19 protein-coding genes and 1 pseudogene are annotated in these 17314 nt (G+C 50.9%); 1 reads left to right on the plus strand and 19 read right to left on the minus strand.

Translation table 11 applies throughout. From position 1 onward, the window contains the following. Positions 1-81: 81 nt before the first annotated feature. The 8 genes from ACLTD4_RS20110 to ACLTD4_RS20145 all read right to left on the minus strand — a co-directional run bounded on the left by ACLTD4_RS20110 (position 82) and on the right by ACLTD4_RS20145 (position 8737). Complete coding sequence (locus ACLTD4_RS20110; protein ID WP_055652825.1) at positions 82-840, minus strand: ABC transporter ATP-binding protein; 759 nt, start codon at positions 838-840, stop codon at positions 82-84. Between the two features lie 2 nt (positions 841-842). Beyond that, a complete protein-coding gene (locus tag ACLTD4_RS20115; protein WP_055652826.1) occupies positions 843-1937 on the minus strand; it encodes a branched-chain amino acid ABC transporter permease in 1095 nt (364 codons plus the stop codon). Positions 1938-1946: 9 nt separating this feature from the next. Next, entirely contained in the window at positions 1947-2828 is an 882-nt protein-coding gene (locus ACLTD4_RS20120; RefSeq protein ID WP_025529313.1) for a branched-chain amino acid ABC transporter permease, read from the minus strand. Between the two features lie 193 nt (positions 2829-3021). Further along, complete coding sequence (locus tag ACLTD4_RS20125) at positions 3022-4245, minus strand: ABC transporter substrate-binding protein (RefSeq protein ID WP_055652827.1); 1224 nt, start codon at positions 4243-4245, stop codon at positions 3022-3024. A 143-nt stretch (positions 4246-4388) separates the two neighbouring features. Further along, positions 4389-5393, minus strand: coding sequence for an NAD(P)H-dependent glycerol-3-phosphate dehydrogenase (locus ACLTD4_RS20130; RefSeq protein WP_055652828.1), 1005 nt, complete (start codon positions 5391-5393; stop codon positions 4389-4391). A 17-nt stretch (positions 5394-5410) separates the two neighbouring features. Further along, positions 5411-6046, minus strand: coding sequence for a glycerol-3-phosphate 1-O-acyltransferase PlsY (gene plsY, locus ACLTD4_RS20135; RefSeq protein WP_117620654.1), 636 nt, complete (start codon positions 6044-6046; stop codon positions 5411-5413). Positions 6047-6048: 2 nt separating this feature from the next. Continuing rightward, complete coding sequence (gene der, locus ACLTD4_RS20140) at positions 6049-7377, minus strand: ribosome biogenesis GTPase Der (RefSeq protein ID WP_025529311.1); 1329 nt, start codon at positions 7375-7377, stop codon at positions 6049-6051. Next, on the minus strand, positions 7370-8737 hold the full coding sequence (locus ACLTD4_RS20145; protein WP_117620653.1) for a DUF512 domain-containing protein: 1368 nt from the start codon (positions 8735-8737) through the stop codon (positions 7370-7372). Before ACLTD4_RS20145 ends, der begins: the two co-directional genes overlap by 8 nt. A 207-nt stretch (positions 8738-8944) precedes the next feature. Here ACLTD4_RS20145 and ACLTD4_RS20150 point away from each other — a divergent pair, with 207 nt between their 5' ends. Further along, positions 8945-10153 carry a ribose-phosphate pyrophosphokinase gene (locus tag ACLTD4_RS20150; protein ID WP_055652831.1) on the plus strand — a complete coding sequence of 403 codons (1209 nt, stop codon included), beginning with the start codon at positions 8945-8947 and terminating at the stop codon, positions 10151-10153. Between the two features lie 166 nt (positions 10154-10319). Here ACLTD4_RS20150 and pgeF read toward each other — a convergent pair whose 3' ends face one another. From pgeF to ACLTD4_RS20205, 11 genes and pseudogenes are all read right to left on the minus strand, one after another. Next, a complete protein-coding gene (gene pgeF, locus ACLTD4_RS20155; RefSeq protein ID WP_412331508.1) occupies positions 10320-11177 on the minus strand; it encodes a peptidoglycan editing factor PgeF in 858 nt (285 codons plus the stop codon). Between the two features lie 87 nt (positions 11178-11264). Beyond that, positions 11265-11606: a YraN family protein gene (locus ACLTD4_RS20160; protein WP_025529309.1), complete on the minus strand. Its 342-nt coding sequence runs from the start codon at positions 11604-11606 to the stop codon at positions 11265-11267. Between the two features lie 11 nt (positions 11607-11617). Continuing rightward, the gene (locus tag ACLTD4_RS20165; protein WP_002603970.1) at positions 11618-12259 is read right to left on the minus strand and encodes a ribonuclease HII; all 642 of its coding nucleotides are present in this window, start codon (positions 12257-12259) and stop codon (positions 11618-11620) included. Between the two features lie 138 nt (positions 12260-12397). Continuing rightward, a complete protein-coding gene (gene ylqF / locus ACLTD4_RS20170; RefSeq protein WP_412331510.1) occupies positions 12398-13186 on the minus strand; it encodes a ribosome biogenesis GTPase YlqF in 789 nt (262 codons plus the stop codon). 9 nt (positions 13187-13195) lie between these two features. Further along, the gene (lepB, locus tag ACLTD4_RS20175; RefSeq protein ID WP_055652834.1) at positions 13196-13747 is read right to left on the minus strand and encodes a signal peptidase I; all 552 of its coding nucleotides are present in this window, start codon (positions 13745-13747) and stop codon (positions 13196-13198) included. Between the two features lie 65 nt (positions 13748-13812). Beyond that, the gene (rplS, locus tag ACLTD4_RS20180) at positions 13813-14160 is read right to left on the minus strand and encodes a 50S ribosomal protein L19 (protein ID WP_002603967.1); all 348 of its coding nucleotides are present in this window, start codon (positions 14158-14160) and stop codon (positions 13813-13815) included. Between the two features lie 101 nt (positions 14161-14261). Continuing rightward, positions 14262-15055, minus strand: a pseudogene (gene trmD, locus ACLTD4_RS20185) (tRNA (guanosine(37)-N1)-methyltransferase TrmD). Positions 15056-15065: 10 nt separating this feature from the next. Next, complete coding sequence (gene rimM / locus ACLTD4_RS20190; protein ID WP_117620649.1) at positions 15066-15578, minus strand: ribosome maturation factor RimM; 513 nt, start codon at positions 15576-15578, stop codon at positions 15066-15068. Positions 15579-15665: 87 nt separating this feature from the next. Next, positions 15666-15893, minus strand: a complete 228-nt coding sequence (locus ACLTD4_RS20195; RefSeq protein ID WP_002603964.1) for a KH domain-containing protein — start codon at positions 15891-15893, stop codon at positions 15666-15668. Between the two features lie 51 nt (positions 15894-15944). After that, positions 15945-16187, minus strand: a complete 243-nt coding sequence (gene rpsP / locus ACLTD4_RS20200) for a 30S ribosomal protein S16 (protein WP_002603963.1) — start codon at positions 16185-16187, stop codon at positions 15945-15947. Between the two features lie 90 nt (positions 16188-16277). Continuing rightward, the coding region (locus tag ACLTD4_RS20205; protein WP_412331509.1) for a signal recognition particle protein at positions 16278-17314 on the minus strand (1037 nt) is incomplete at its 5' end.

Raw genomic sequence — 17314 nt, forward strand, 5'->3', positions numbered from 1 at the left:
AGGATATGCCTTTAACGCCTTAATGACACCATAATATACTTCCAGATTTTTAACTTCCAGTATTGCCATGCCTGTCTCCTCCTATTCTCCGAGATATGCTTTGATGACCTCCGGGTCATTTAACACATCCACCGTATTGCCCTGGGCGAGCACCTGACCGAAGTTTAACACCGTCAGCTTCTCGCAGATACCGGAGACAAGTTTCATATCGTGTTCGATCAGAAGAATGGTCATGTCGAAATTATCGCGGACAAACCGGATGGTATCCATCAGTTCCTTCGTCTCGTTAGGGTTCATACCGGCCGCCGGCTCGTCGAGAAGCAGAAGCTTCGGGTTCGTCGCCAGCGCACGGGCTATCTCCAGCTTCCGCTGTTTGCCGTAGGGCAGATTGGAAGCCAGGTAATCCTTTTCCTTATCCAGATCAAATACTTTCAGCAGCTCCACCGCTTTCTCATCCATGGTCTTCTCCACCTTAAAGTACTTGGGAAGGCGCAGAATTCCGGCTACGGTTGAATAGGAATACTGGTTGTGAAGTCCCGCTTTTACGTTGTCGAGAACGGTCAGTTCCTTAAACAGACGGATATTCTGGAAGGTTCTGGCCACACCCGCGCGATTGATCTCCATGGTCTTCTTTCCCGTGATGTTCATCCCGTCCAGCTGGATCGTTCCCATATTGGGCTTATATACACCGGTCAGCAAGTTGAATATCGTCGTCTTACCGGCGCCGTTGGGGCCGATCAGGCCATAGAGCTGGCCCTTCTCGATGGTTATGCTGAAATCATCCACGGCGCGCAGTCCGCCGAAAGAGATGCCGAGGTTTTTAATTTCAAGTAATGCCATGCTTATGAAACCTCCTTATCTGCCGTGTTTTTATGGAAATACCGTCTCAGGGAATGACGTTTTCTGAAATCGATGAATTTCGGACTCCAGTTGAAAATCATCATGACGATCAGAACGATGGCGTAGATCAGCATACGGTACGTATTAAGTCCGCGGAGCAGCTCCGGAAGCAGCGTCAGGATCACCGCCGCAATCATGGAACCGCGGATATTTCCGATTCCGCCCAGCACAACGAATACAAGAATCATGATGGACTGATTGTATCCGAAGTTCTTCTGTGTCGCCGTCAGCGCCGATAAGTTGTGGGAATAAAGGACTCCCGCAACACCGGCCAGAGAAGCCGATATCGTAAACGCCATCAGCTTGTACTTCGTGATGTTGATTCCGATGGATTCCGCCGCAATCCGGTTGTCGCGCACCGACATGATGGCGCGGCCCGATCTGGAATGGATCAGATTCAGGACGATAAACAGCGTGATCAGGATCAGGATAATTCCCACCGTAAACGTGGCGTTCTTCGGCGTTCCGTTGATACCCTGGGCGCCGTTCATGATAATCTGGCCGTCTTCCGCCATATTAAGCGCCATGGCGTTTTTGATGGAGACATGGATGCCGTTCGCATCCTTTCCCAGATAGATGACATTGACTACATTCTTGATAATCTCACCGAATGCCAGCGTAACAATGGCCAGATAGTCGCCTCTCAGCCTTAATACCGGGATTCCCACGATGATGCCGGCTACAGCCGCAGCCGCAGCGCCCACCAGAATCGCCAGTGTAAAGCGGACTCCCACACTGGGAATCGCCTCCAGCATACAGATGGAAAACAGAGAGCTGGAAAATGCGCCCACGCACATGAAACCGGCGTGTCCCAGGCTCAGTTCCCCCAGTATGCCTACCGTCAGATTTAAAGAAATCGCCATAATCGTATAGATACAGAGCGGCACCAGAAGGCCCTTCATCAGGCTGCTTAAATGCCCCCCATTGATAAGGATCTCTACAATAATATAGGCTGCTATCACAATCCCATAGGTCACTAAATTATTTCTTGTTGTTTTATTTATCTGCAGACTCTTAGTCTTTCCACTTTTTCCCATGGCCCCCACCTACACTTTCTCGTTAATCTTCTTGCCCAGAATACCGGTAGGCTTTACAAGAAGTACAATGATCAGGACTGCGAAAACGATGGCGTCGGAAAGCTGGGAAGAGATGTATGCCTTGCTCAGGTTCTCGATCACGCCCAGAAGCAGGCCGCCGATAAAAGCGCCCGGAATGGAGCCGATTCCGCCGAATACGGCGGCAACGAAGGCCTTGATTCCCGGCATGGAACCGGTGTACGGCGTCAGGGTCGGATATGCGGAGCAGAGTAAGGTACCCGCGATGGCGGCTAATGCGGAACCGATGGCAAACGTAAGCGCGATCGTTCCGTCCACGTTGATTCCCATCAGCTGTGCGGCCCCTTTATCTTCGGAGACAGCCAGCATGGCCTGTCCCGCCCTCGTCTTCTTGATAAATGTGGTCAGTACAATCATAATCACGATACAGGAGACGATGGTTACCAGCGTTTCTCCTGAGATCGTCAGTCTTCCGCCGGCAAGCTTCAAAGCCGGAATCGTTACAACGGATGTAAAGGATTTCGGATTGGAGCCAAAAACGAGCAGCGCGATGTTCTGAAGTAAGTAGCTGACACCGATTGCCGTAATTAAGACAGCCAGAGGTGAAGCCATGCGGAGAGGTCTGTATGCGACCTTTTCAATGGTTACGCCGAGAACCGTACATATAATGACAGCAAGAAGAATGCCAACAGCCGGTGGAAGCCCCATCGTGCTGACAACGGTGAATACCACGTATCCTCCGATCATGATGACATCGCCGTGAGCGAAATTCAGCATCTTGGCGATACCATATACCATGGTGTATCCCAGAGCAATTATTGCATACACACTGCCCAGGCTTAAACCATTAATAAAATAGGATATGAAACTCATCATATCATCGCACCTCATTCGTTGTTTATTCCCGAGAACAGCGAACCAAACGGATACGCTGGCGCGTCCATTTGGCGACTGCCGCGAGGGTCAAAACCCCCGCTGCCGCGGGTATTGGATTTGAAAAGAAGAGGGTCGTCCTCTGGACGACCCTCCATTGGGTCATATACCAAGCAGTATTTACTTGATAAACTTACATTGCATTGTATACGCCGTCTACGATCTTTACAGCCTTCGGAGCCTTCTCCGGCTCGCCGTCAGCGGTCCACTTCATGCCTGAGCCGGTTAATCCGTCAACAGAAACCTCTGTCATGGCTGTCTTTAACTTGTCACAGATTGTGGAAGCGTCCATGTCCGGAGTAATGCCCGCTTTTTCTCCGGCAGCCTTGATCGCATATACTGCATCGTAGGCATCGGCAGCGAACTGGTTCGGTATGTCGCCGTATTTCTCTTTATATGTAGCAACGAAATTCTTTGTCAAGTCATCCTGTGCATCGGCAGCGAATGGTGTCAGCAGCATAATGCCTTCTGCCAGTGATGTGTCGAAGTTCTCCACGGTTAAAAGACCATCCAGACCGTCACAGCCGAAGAAATCCGGTTCGTATCCCATCTGCTTTGCCTGCACCAGAATTAAGGATGCCTGCTGATAGTAGATCGGAAGGAATACCAGTTCTGCGCTGGCGTCCTGTGCCTTCTGAATCTGTACGGAGAAGTTCGTATTGTTGTCAGCGGTAAACGCTTCATCGGCTACCACTTCAAAGCCCTGGTTAGCGGCTTCCGCGATGAACTTGTCATGAATACCGGATGAATAAACATCGGAACTGTCATAGATAATTGCCACTTTGGTAGCCAGCTTGTTCTCGCCGATATACTGGGCCGAAGCAGCACCCTGGTTCGGATCGGAGAAGCAGATACGGAACTGGTTGTCAAACTTTGCACAGTCCACAGCAGAACCTGACGGTGTCAGCTGGAACAGGTTGTCATTGCTGGACTCTGCGCCTACAGCGATACACGGTGCGGAAGTAACCGTACCGACTAACATCTGCATACCCCAGTCCTTTAATGTGTTGTAAGCGTTGACCGCTTTTTCTGTGTCGCTCTCGTCATCCTGGAAATTGTACTCGATCTGTGCACCGCCGATACCGCCGGCCGCGTTGATCTCATTGATTGCCAGTTCAGCGCCGTTCATAACGGCCTGTCCGTAAATAGCAGTTCCTCCTGTAATCGGTCCGATTCCGCCGATCTTAAAGGAACCTCCTGCAGTCTGGTCAGCTGCTCCGGCATCCGCTGCAGCTGTCGTTTCCGCTGCGCCTGCCGTTGTCGCGCCATTGTCACTCTTACCGCCGCATGCAGTTAAGGATGCAGCCATAGCGGCAGCCAGGCCAAGGCTTACCAGCTTCTTTGTTGTTTTTTTCATAATTCATTCCTCCTCTTGAATTTTGAAATTCATATATACAGTTCCTATGACTATATATACATAGTCTCTATAATAAGATGGCTTTTTTAAAATGTCAACTAATTTCCAGATATTCTTTCAAAATTCAATCATCCATCCATATTTTACCATGGAAGGTCAGAGCTCTCGATAGTTTTGTCCCGCAGCATCAGACCTTTTACGGCCTCAGAGGCTGGTTTATCATCGAATAATATTGCATTAACCTGTTCCACGATTGGCATGTCGATCTCATATTTTTCTGAGAGCTTCAGCGCCGCCTTCGCGGAGTAGACGCCTTCCACCACCATCTTCACTTCCTTCATGGCCTCTTCCATGGTATACCCTTTTCCAATCAGGATTCCGGCGCGACGGTTCCGGCTGTGCATGCTGGCGCAGGTAACGATCAGATCACCGATTCCCGACAGTCCGCAGAAGGTCTGGAACTTACCGCCCATAGCGGTTCCCAGCCTGGCAATCTCGGCAATTCCCCTCGTGATCAGCGCGGCCTTCGTGTTGTCGCCGTATCCCAGTCCATCCGCAATACCGGCGGCCAGGGCAATGACATTCTTAAGCGATCCGCCCAGTTCGATTCCCTGCATATCCGGGCTGGTGTAGACGCGGAACACCTCACTCATGAAGACGGACTGGACGTACTCCGCAGTCTTTTTGCTGTGGGCACCTGCGACGCAGGTGGTGGGAAGCCCCTTACTCACCTCTTCCGCGTGGCTGGGTCCCGACAGAACCGCGACGTCCGCCATGGGAAGCTCCTCCTCCAGAATCTCGGAAAGCGTTTTAAGCGTCGATTCCTCAATTCCCTTTGCCACATTTACAATAATCTGTCCTTCTCTGCAGTAAGGCTTCATCTTCTGTGCCGTGGAGCGGACATAGACGGAAGGAACAGCGGTAACCAGCACGTCCTTATCCTTCATGACCTCCTCCAGGCTTTCCGTAAACATCATCCCATCCGGAAGAACCAGATCCGGCAGAGTGTGATGGCGCCCAGTCGTCTTCATCTCCGTAATTTCCTCCGGCAGCGCCGACCATACGGATACGTGATGACCGTTGTTATACAGGAGAACAGCCAAAGCGATTCCCCAGCTACCTGAACCGACAATCCCAATCTTTGCCATGATACTTCACCTCGTTTTTATTTTTTACCAAAACTTATTTTGTTTTCATTTCCATGAACCAGTCTTACAATATTGGCCCTGTGGCGCCAGAATGCCTGGGCGCTGATCACAGCCGCAACTATGTAAAACTCAGGGAGATATCCCGCCTGCACAGAAAAGCTGCCGTTACTACCCATAACAATCATCCACACGAGAAAAATCGTGGCTACCACCAGCGATCCCAGTGAGACGAACCTCGTCACAGCCACAATCAGGACAAAGGCCAGGAGAGTCACCACCATCAGCCGTAAGTCCAGGGCTACGATGAGACCGGCGGTGGCCGCGATTCCCTTTCCGCCCTTAAAATTCAGATAGAACGGATAGTTGTGTCCCAGAATGACGCCAAGACCGGTATAAAGTACCAGCAGACAGGCGATCTCCAGCCGGTCCCTAAAAAGGATCCGGACAAGAATACAGGGGATAAACGCCTTCAAAAAGTCTCCGAAGAAGACAACCGCTCCCGCTTTCTTTCCCAGCACGCGAAGCGCATTGGTCGTCCCTGAGTTGCCGCTTCCGTAATTACGGATGTCAATCTTATTCAGCCTGCCGTAAATATAGCCGGTCTGAAGCAGGCCAAATAAATAGCCCGCTGCCAGACAAATGATTCTTTCCATACCTACTGTTCCTTTCCGCTGCGCTCTCTGGCAATAAACTTGAGAGAGGTTCCCTTGAACCCGAAGGCTTCCCTGATCTTATTCTCGATATACCGCGTGTAGGAGAAATGCATCAGATTCTTATCATTGACGAAGATGACGAACGTCGGCGGCTTCACCGCTACCTGTGTAATATAGTAGAGTCTCAGGCGTTTTCCCTTATCCGACGGCGGCTGCTGTAAGGCTACCGCTTCTGTCATGATCTCGTTTAACACACCCGTGGCGACGCGAAGCGTCTGGTTCTGTCTCACCATGTCAATCAGCTCAAACAGGCGGTTCGTCCTCTGTCCCGTCTTCGCCGAGATGAACACGTACTCCGCATATGGCATGAAGGCCAGCGTATCCTTAATCTTATTGGTGTATTCGTAAATAGTCTTATCGTTCTTTTCGATGGCATCCCATTTATTCACGGCAACGATGATTCCCTTTCCGCGCTCATGGGCGATGCCGGCGATCTTGGCATCCTGTTCTGTCACACCCTCTGTGGCGTCAATCACCACCACCACCACATCCGCGCGTTCCACCGCGGTTACTGTACGGATGATGCTGTAGCGTTCCAGTTCTTCCTTAATCCTGCTCTTCCGGCGAAGTCCGGCCGTGTCGATAAAGACGTACTCCGTCCCGTTATGCACGATCTCCGTATCCACCGCATCCCTCGTGGTTCCCGCGATATCGGATACGATTACGCGGTTTTCTCCCACCAGCTGGTTGATAATGGAGGATTTGCCGACGTTGGGCTTACCGACGATGGCAATTCTCGGTCTGTCATCCTCCTCTTCCTCTTCTGTGCTCTCGCCGAAGTATTTGACCACCTCGTCGAGCAGCTCGCCCAAGCCGAGTCTGGAGGCGGCAGAAACCGGAACCGGATCGCCGATGCCGAGATTATAAAACTCGTATACATCGTTGCCGAACTTTTCGAAGCTGTCCACCTTATTGACAGCTAGAACGACCGGCTTCTTGGACTTGCGCAGCATGTCGGCAACCTTGGAATCCGCGTCCACCAGGCCCTGGCGCACATCCACGATAAAGACGATGACGTCCGCAGTCGCGATGGCGATCTCCGCCTGTTCTCTCATCTGGGACAGGATGATGTCGCTGCTGTCCGGCTCGATTCCGCCCGTATCAATCAGGGTAAAATTCTTGTCCAGCCACGTACAGTCAGCATAGATTCTGTCTCTTGTGACACCGGGAGTATCCTTAACAATGGATATCGTATCTCCGGCTAATACATTAAACAACGTAGACTTCCCGACATTGGGACGGCCTACGATGGCAACAACTGGTTTACTCATATGAAATCTCCTTTAACTCGTATCCTTCATAGGAAGGGCTTCCCTCTTCCACAGGATGAAGTACGGCCTGTACAAAATCCTGACCGCTTGATTTTACAATATCTACCTTTACTTGTAAAGCTTTTTGTAATTCGCCGCGGGTAATATCGTCCAGAAACACCTCTTCACCGCTGCGGAACATGCACTCCGGAAGCAGCAGTCTCGATCCCAGACTCTTATCCTTAAGCTGGCCGATCAGGTCCTGCCCGGTGACCAGTCCGGCCACTGTGATCTGCTCCCCGAAGAAGTAATTCCTGATCGGGTACACGTGAATCTTACAGTTCGGGAATTTCCTGCGGACGGAATTCACGTGGCGCTCAATGAACGGGGCCGCCAGCTGTCCGGTGGCGATGGAAATCTCCTCCTCCACGCTGTCTCCCTGCAGTTCCTGAAGTGCGGACTCAACCTCCTCTTCCAGGAGCCTCAGCATCCCGACGCCGTTCTCCAGCTGAATGTATCCGTCATACCGTTCTTCCTCCGGCAGCGGACGTCCCGCCAGAATGTAAAACTCGTCGCTGGCGTGAATAAAATGGGTCCCGTGTTCCTCATAGAGCTTCTTCTGCCACCGCTCGATCAAGTCGATGGTTTTAGCAGCATCTTCCTTTTCGATGGGCTTTAGCGGGTAGAGTCCGTCGCGAAACCTGGAGAGCCCGACGGGAACCACGGAAACGCTCTCCATATAAGGCAGATACTTCGATAAGTCTCTTATGGTCCGTTCCAGCTCCTCCCCGTCATTTAAGCCCTTGCATAAAACGATCTGGCCGTTCATGGGGACTCCGGCTTCGTAAAGCTCATCGATCCGCTTTAATGCCTGTCCGGCAAAACGGTTGTGAAGCATCTCGCAGCGAAGCTCGGGATTGGTCGTCTGCACCGAGATGTTGATGGGAGCCAGCTTGAACTTAATGATGCGCTCCACATCGTAATCGCTTAAGTTGGTCAGCGTCACGTAATTGCCCTGCAAGAAGGACAGCCTGGTATCGTCATCCTTAAAATACAGCGTCTCGCGCATTCCCGGCGGCATCTGGTCGATGAAGCAGAACACGCATTTGTTCCGGCAGGAACGGTATTCGCTCATCAGGCCGTTCTCAAAGGTGATTCCCAGGTCCTCATATCCGTTTTCTATCTCCAGCTCCCACTCTTCGCCGTCGGCCTTTCTGACCTCCATGACGATGGATTCGCTGTTCATATAATATTCATAATCGAAAATGTCTTCCAGCTCATGGCCGTCTATCGACAACACGCAGTCGCCAGGCTCCAGTTCCAGCGCCTCCGCGATGGACCCGGGATCCACAGCCCCTATTTTATGTCCTTTTCTGCTCATATTTTCTGTTGTTTCCCTTCTGTTTTATCTTCTCTATCATAACAATATTATCAATCTTTGTAAAGAAAGCCTTTTTTGTTTTTTTCCATGAAATGTAAGAATTGCTATTGACGCATTGTGTCGAAGAATGGTATAAATGGATGTAAGATTAGAACTGGGCAGTCTTACGGGACTGCCTGTTATTAATTTATGGAGGATTTCATTATCATGGCAAATGATTATGTATTTAATGACCAGCTGCCGGTTGCACCGCTAAAGATCGCGGCACTGGAGAGCTGCCGGGAGCTGGCAGGAAAAGTCAACGACCATATCGTAGATTTCCGTCGAAACGATATCGAGGAATTAAAGCGGCGCGAGGCCGATCTCCACTACCGTGGATACGATGTCGATTCTTATCTTCTTAGCTGCGACTGTCCCCGTTTCGGAAGCGGTGAAGCCAAAGGCATCATCAAAGAGTCTGTCAGAGGTACCGATATTTTTGCAATGGTGGACATCACTAATTACAGCATATCCTATACCGTCAATGGTTATACCAATCATATGTCTCCGGACGACCATTTCCAGGATTTAAAGCGAATTATAGGCGCCTGCTCGGCTACGGCACACCGCGTCAATGTCATTATGCCGTTTCTCTATGAGAGCCGCCAGCACAAGAGAAGCAAGCGCGAATCCCTCGACTGCGCCATGGCGCTGGAAGAACTGACCTCCATGGGTGTCAGCAACATCATCACCTTTGACGCTCATGATCCGCGTGTGCAGAATGCGATACCGCTTCACGGATTCGATAATTTTATGCCTACCTACCAGTTTGTAAAGGCATTTTTATGCCATTATCCGAATCTGCCCATCGACAAGGATCATCTCATGGTCATCAGTCCGGACGAGGGCGCCATGGACCGCGCCGTCTATCTGGCCAACAACTTAAGCGTGGACATGGGTATGTTCTATAAGAGAAGAGACTACTCCAGAGTCGTAGGCGGACGCAATCCCATCGTAGCCCATGAGTTTCTGGGCGCTTCCGTGGAAGGCAAGACCGTTCTCATCGTGGATGACATGATCTCCTCCGGCGAGAGCATGCTGGACACAGCCAAGGAGTTAAAGGAACGCAAAGCGGAAAAGGTCATTGTCTGCTGTACCTTCGGACTCTTCACAAACGGCCTGGACAAGTTCGACGAATACTATGCAAAGGAATACATCGATCTGGTTGTGACTACCAACTTAAGCTACCGCCCGAAGGAGCTGCTGAGCCGCGAATGGTACGTGGAAGCCGATATCAGCAAGTATATCGCCGCCATCATCAATTCCTTAAACCACGACGTATCGATCAGCACCGCGCTTTCCCCTACGGAGAAGATTCAGAATCTGCTCAAGAAACGCCACAGCGACGGATACGATTACTATCAGACCATCCTGTAGCCGCAGTCTGCCGAAAGGCGGCATATGCAAGAACCCCTCAGACGGTATTACGACCGTTTCGGAGGGGTTCTTTTATTTCAAAAAACAGTCCATACTATGAAATAAAAATCCTCCTGCGCAAGAGTCGGGCTTGCCAAACTCTCTCTTCTGTTTCGGCAAATGCTCCTTACGATTCTTTTATGGAAAGAAATGCCGCTAAATTTCCTCTCTCATTCCCCATCGTCCTGTGGGAAAATAAGTAGTCCGGATTGCAGTGGGTACAGATATCGGTAATCTGGATATTATCCGCCTTTACTCCCGCTTCCAGAAGGACAATTTCATTGGCACGCCAGAGATTCAGCAGGAATTTTCCGTTTGGCTTCTCCCGAAGCAGTTCCGGCCAGTATTCTTCCGAAAATGCCCGGCGAAATTCTGCAGCCACTTCCTCTCCCACTTCGTAGCAGTCCTGACAAATACTGGGACCGATGCAGGCAATGATGTCCTCCGGCTTCGAGCCGTACTCCCGGCCCATGGCTTCCATCGTCACCCGGCCCATACGGGCCACCGTTCCTCTCCAGCCAGAGTGGCTTAAGCCTATAGCCCGATGGATTGGATCGAGGAAGTAGAGCGGCACACAGTCCGCGTAAAACGTCACCAGTGTCATGCCCGGCACATCCGTGATCAGGCCGTCGATGTCCTGATAGTCCCGTTCCCTGGTGATCCCCTTGCCCGCATCGTCTTCCGTCACCCGGCGGATGTTGGTCGTGTGAGTCTGCCAGGACAGTACCATTCTCCCCTCATCCACGCCGATCGCCTTCGCCATCCTGCGGTAATTCTCCCGCACATGGTCCGGATCATCCCCCTTTAAAAATGCGAAATTCATGGTAGCATACACGCCGGTGCTCACGCCGCCCATGCGGGTGGAAAATCCGTGGCGCACGATGCCGGTCTTCTCCAGCATCGGAAAAGACAGATAGGGAACGCCATCCGCCATCCGGCATTCTAGCACCGGCAGTTCCTGTTTTCGCTTCCATATATCTCTCATCGTCAAACCTCCTTTGAAACAATCACCTGCACAGTCCGCGCATGAATCACAGCGCCGGTAAGACGCCCCTCCACTGACAGCGAGGCGTCAAAATGCATCACGGATCAGCGTGATCCGGTCTCCGAGGATGGCGACCACATCAAAGCGGCACGGCATGGCCTCGCTGACCCGGTTTTTGTATAAATAGTATTCCGCTGCGCGGCGGATGTGCTGCTGTTTTCTGTAGTCCACCGCCTCTGCGGGGCTGCCCTGTCTCTCATCCCGCCGGTATTTCACCTCGACGAAGACCAGGTACTCCCCGTCACGCGCGATGATGTCGATCTCCCCGCGCCGGCCCGAAAAATTCCGGGCAACGATTTTATAGCCCTGTTCTATCAAATAGGCAGCCGCCATCTCTTCATAGCCGCTGCCAATCTCACGCTTATTCATTCAGTTCCCCATCAGTCCACAAAATTCCTGATAAAACTCCTCCGGTGAATGGCACACGGACCGATCTCCTTAAGCGCCGCGATGTGCGCCGCTGTTCCGTAGCCTTTATGCTTTGCAAAGCCGTACTCCGGGAACAGCTTGTCGTACTCTGCCATCATATGGTCTCTCGTAACCTTTGCCATGATGCTGCCCGCCGCGATGGAGACGCTCTTCGCATCGCCCTTGATGATCGGGACCTGCGGGATATCCAGTCCCGGAATCGTCACCGCGTCGTTTAAAAGCACCTGCGGGACAGAGGTAAGCTGGCTGACTGCCAGCCGCATGGCCTCATATGTGGCCTGAAGAATATTGATCTCATCGATCCGCTCCGGTCCGACCACTCCGACGGCAAAGCTCACAGCCTTCTCCTGGATCTCCAGAAACAGTTCCTCGCGCCGCTTCTCCGACAGCTTCTTCGAATCATTTAAAAACAGGATCTCACAGTCCCGCGGAAGGATCACCGCTCCGGCCACAACCGGCCCTGCAAGAGGTCCTCTGCCGGCCTCATCGATTCCACAGACGAGGACACTATCCTCATACTGCCTTTCGTAGCTTTTCATCAGCTCTAAGCGTTCCCGCTCGGCAGCCAGTTTTTCTTCGCTTAACTTTCTCATCGTAGGTTTACTCCGCTTTCGTATTCTCTGAAGGTAATTCGTAACAGTTCAGACGACTCATCTTCCCGCCGTCTGAACTGTTACGGCAATTCCGGAGGCAGCTCCAGAGTGATCTTCCCCAGCTTTCCACTTCGGAAATCATCGATCAGAAGTCGGGAAGCCTTTGCAAGCTCCAGTTCTCCGCCTTTTGAGAGGCACGCTCTGGCCTTTGCGATCTGGTTTAGAAGTCCCACTGCATCGGAAGCATCCGTCTGGTATTTGTCTTCCAGCACATCGGATACTTTTCTGAAGGAAGCGGATCAGCTCCAGTGCCAGTTCATCTTTATTTAAAATTTCGTCGTTAATCGAACCGATCAGCGCAAGGCGGATTCCCACCACCTGATCCTCAAACTTAGGCCATAAGATTCCCGGGGTATCGAGAAGCTCCAGGCTCTTATTCAGCCGGATCCACTGATTGCCCTTCGTCACACCCGGCTTGTTTCCGGTCTTCGCGCATGCCTTGCCGGCAAAGGAATTGATAAACGTGGACTTGCCCACGTTGGGGATTCCCACCACCATGGCACGGACCGGACGGTTTAAGATTCCCCGCCTCCGGTCACGCTCGATCTTTTCCTTACACGCTTCCTGCACGACTCCGTTAATCGCCTTCAGACCGGCTCCGCTCTTGGAGTTCACCTTTACCACGAAGTACCCCTTCTCCTGGAAGTAAGCGGCCCACTTAAGGTTGCAGCGCTCATCGGCAAGGTCGGACTTGTTAAGCAGGATCAGCCGCGCCTTTCCCGCTCCGAGATCATCAATATCCGGGTTCCGGCTGGAAAGCGGAACTCTGGCATCTACCAGTTCTATAATTAAATCGATTAATTTGATATCTTCCTTCATGGCCCTTTTGGCCTTGGTCATATGACCCGGATACCACTGTATATTCATCATCTACCTCTATTTCGAACGGATCAGCTCCAGATTCGCCAATGGTGCAATCCGGATCCAGACTCTTCCCTGAATCTGCTTTCCGCTCACGTTGCCCACATTGGAAAAACGGCTGTCTTCGCTGCTGTCTCTGTTATCGCCTAAAAGGAAATACTCGTCTTCCCCCAGCTTTACCGGGTTCTCCGCGATACCTGCCAGTGAAATGCTGCCAGCTCCTTCCGGCTGTTCAATTAACTCATCATTGATATAAATCTGACCGCCCTTAATCTGCACGGTCTCACCGGGCAGACCGATCACGCGCTTTACGTTCATCTTCTGGTCTTCCCGTTCAAACACCACCACGTCAAAACGGTCCGGCTTCCCGAAATCGTAAGACAGACGGTCCATCAGTACTACATCCTCCGACTGCAGAAGCGGAGTCATGGAATGTCCTGCAATCGGAATCTGGGTCCCATATGCATAAACAATAAACCATGCAAACGCGATCACAACGGTAATGTCTACAATCCAGTTGACCACATGGCGGATCCGGTTGTTCTCTTCACTGTTATAAAACTCCACTCTTTATGCACATCCCATCTATTAAGAAAGGGACAATTTTCATTGTCCCCCTGGCTGTCTCAGAATTATTTCACTAACTCTTTAACCTTAGCAGCTTTACCTACTCTGTCTCTTAAGTAATTCAGTTTCGCTCTTCTTACTTTACCTCTTCTGATCACTTCGATGTTATCTACAGAAGGAGAATGTAATGGCCATGTCTTCTCAACGCCGATGCCGTTGGAGTTCTTTCTTACTGTGAAAGTCTCTCTTGCGCCGCCGTTCTGTCTCTTAATAACAGTTCCCTCGAAAATCTGGATTCTTTCGCGGGTTCCCTCTTTGATCTTGTTGTATACCTTAACGGTATCGCCAACGTGGAACTCCGGTACTGTCTGCTTTAACTGTGCTGCTTCAATATTCTTGATAATGTCGTTCATCGTGTGAACCTCCTTGATTATATTTGATGTTCTTAATACTTCATACTGACGTAATCCGTAACAGAGGACCATCTCCTTGCGTCACAACGTCTAATATTTTATCATAAAGAATTGTCGATTGCAAGTCCCTTTTTGCAATTTTCTTCCTGAATATCCTGACTTTCCGGCTTCTTCGCCAGACTCTCCAGATATTCCTGTTCCTTTTTCGACAGCACCGCATCCTTTAACAGATCAGGCCGTCTCTCATACGTCCGTTTGATGGACTGTTCTCTCCGCCAGGTGTCGATATTCTTATGGTGGCCAGAAAGCAGAACCTCCGGTACCCGCAGGCCTTTATACTCTTCCGGCCTGGTGTACTGCGGATATTCCAGAAGATTGTCGTGAAAGGACTCGAACTCCGCTGAGACATCGTTATTCAGCACGCCGGGAACGAGGCGGGAAATGCAGTCGATCATAACCATGGCCGGCAGCTCTCCGCCGGTCAGAACGTAGTCACCGATGGACAGGTAATCCGTGGCCACCAGCTCCAGGGCGCGCTCATCCACGCCCTCGTAATGGCCGCACAGAAATACCAGTTCCTCTTCTTCGCCAGTTCCTCTGCAATCTTCTGATTGAAAACCGTCCCCTGCGGGGTCAGATAAATCACCCGGGGCTTCTTTCCGATTCTGTCACACAGGTCGTCATAGGCATCACAGATGGGCATCGGCTGCATCACCATGCCCGCGCCGCCGCCGTACGGATAATCGTCCACATGCCGGTGCTTGTCCGTCGAGTATTCCCTGATATCTATGGCTTCAATCGAAATCAGGCCATTCTCCACGGCTCTGCCGATGATGCTGGTGTGAAGGCCGTCTAACACCATGTCGGGAAATAAAGTCAGTATATGGAAGTTCATGTTTTCCTCCTTATAAGTCCAGAAGTCCGTCCATAATATGGACCGTAATCACTCCCGCCTCTAAATCCACGTTCCGGATGCACTCCCGGATGGCGGGCAAAAGGACTTCCTTCCCTTCCGCCGTCTTCACCTCGTACACATCGTTAGCGCCGGTCTTGATGACATCCGTCAGGGTGCCGAACGGTTCCCCGTCCTCAGTCACCACCTTTAAACCGATCAGGTCAACAATAAAATTCTCATCCGGCCCCAGCTTCACCGCCTGGTCTCTCGTGACAAGAATGTCTTTTCCCTTGTACTTCTCTATATCTTCAATTGTGTCATATCCCTTAAACTTCAGTATAACCATATTTTTAAAGAATTTAACACCCTCAATTTCCAGTTTCAGCTGTTCTTTTCCCGTATCCAGAATCACTTGCTTCAGCTTTTTAAAACGTGCCGCATCATCTGTCGTCGGGAAAACCTTGACCTCCCCTTTGACACCGTGTGTAGAGGAAATAACGCCAACTCTCAGTAACTGTTCCATCATTTTTCTCCCTTGCAAATAACACTTTGCCATAATATAGAAAAGACCGTCTTCCTGACAGGCCGGCGGTCTTCGTTTACGTATTGGCTACTGAATTTCTACAATAACCTTCTTGTCTTCTTTGGAAGCTGCTGCTTTTACTACAGAACGGATAGCCTTAGCGATCCTGCCCTGCTTGCCGATGACTTTACCCATATCGGAAGGCGCTACCGTAAGTTCAAGGACGATTTCGTCGTCTTTCACAGACTCGGTAACAGCAACCTCGTCTGGATTATCAACCAGTGCTTTCGCAATTACTTCTACTAATTCTTTCATATGCTTCACCACTTTCCCCCAAACGGTTGTAAGGGGGACTTTCCTATTAAACTACTGGATGCCGGCGATTTTCAAAAGCTTGCTTACCTTCTCAGTTGGCTGAGCACCTGTTGCTAACCACTTCTTAGCGGACTCTTCGTTGAACTTGATTACGCTCGGATCTGTGTTCGGATCGTAATAACCAACCTCTTCAATGAACTTGCCATCTCTTGGGGATCTGGAATCTGCAACTACAATTCTATAGAAAGGAGCCTTCTTCTGTCCCATTCTCTTTAATCTCATCTTTACTGCCATGTGATTCACCTCCTTGAATATTTGTGTTTTCGCATACTGCGTATCTATAGTCAATGCAGTAAAACTGCCTTGCTAACTTCTTTGCTCCAATTAAAACGGCATCTTGAACTTGCCGAATAATCCGCCCTTCTTCTTACCGCCGCCCATCATGCCGGGAAGCTGCTTCATCATCTTCTTCATCTGGTCGAACTGCTTGACGATCCGGTTGACTTCACTGATATCAACACCGGCGCCTCTGGCGACCCTCTGTTTTCTGGAAGCGTTCTTCATGAGGTCCGGATTCGTCCGTTCCTTATCCGTCATAGACAGGATGATGGCTTCCACGCGGTCCATGGCCTTTTCGTCCACTTCCACGTCCTTCATCTGTCCCATACCAGGCATCATGTTCATAATGCTCGACATGCCGCCCATCTTTTTGATCTGGTTCATCTGATCCAGGAAATCGTTGTAATCAAATTCGGCCTTCCGCAGCTTCTGAGACAGCTCTTTCGCCTTCTCCTCATCCACCTGGCTCTCCGCCTTCTCGATCAGAGAAAGGATATCGCCCATTCCGAGGATTCTCGAAGCCATACGGTCCGGATAAAACTGCTCCAAATCGGACAGCTTTTCTCCCATACCGATGTACAGAATCGGCTTTCCGGTTACAGACCGGATCGAAAGTGCCGCGCCGCCTCTGGTATCGCCATCCAGCTTGGTTAAGATAACTCCGTCAATACCGATCTTGTCATTGAACATACCGGCCACATTGACCGCGTCCTGACCTGTCATGGCATCGACTACAAGAATCGTCTGATGAACCTCCACGGCTTCCTTAATCTCCACCAGCTCGTTCATCATGTCTTCATCGATATGAAGACGTCCGGCCGTATCCAGGATTACTACATTCTGATCGTTCTTTGACGCATGTTCCACCGCCGCCTTCGCGATGTCCGCAGGCTTGTGGTTTTCTCCCATGGAGAACACCGGAACGCCCTGCTTCTCACCGTTGATCTGCAGCTGCTTAATGGCAGCCGGCCGGTAGACGTCACACGCCGCCAGAAGAGGTTTTCTTCCCTTGGCCTTTAATTTGCCGGCAATCTTGGCTGTGGTCGTGGTTTTACCCGCGCCCTGGAGACCTGCCATCATGA

The sequence above is a fragment of the Hungatella sp. genome, assembly GCF_046966825.1.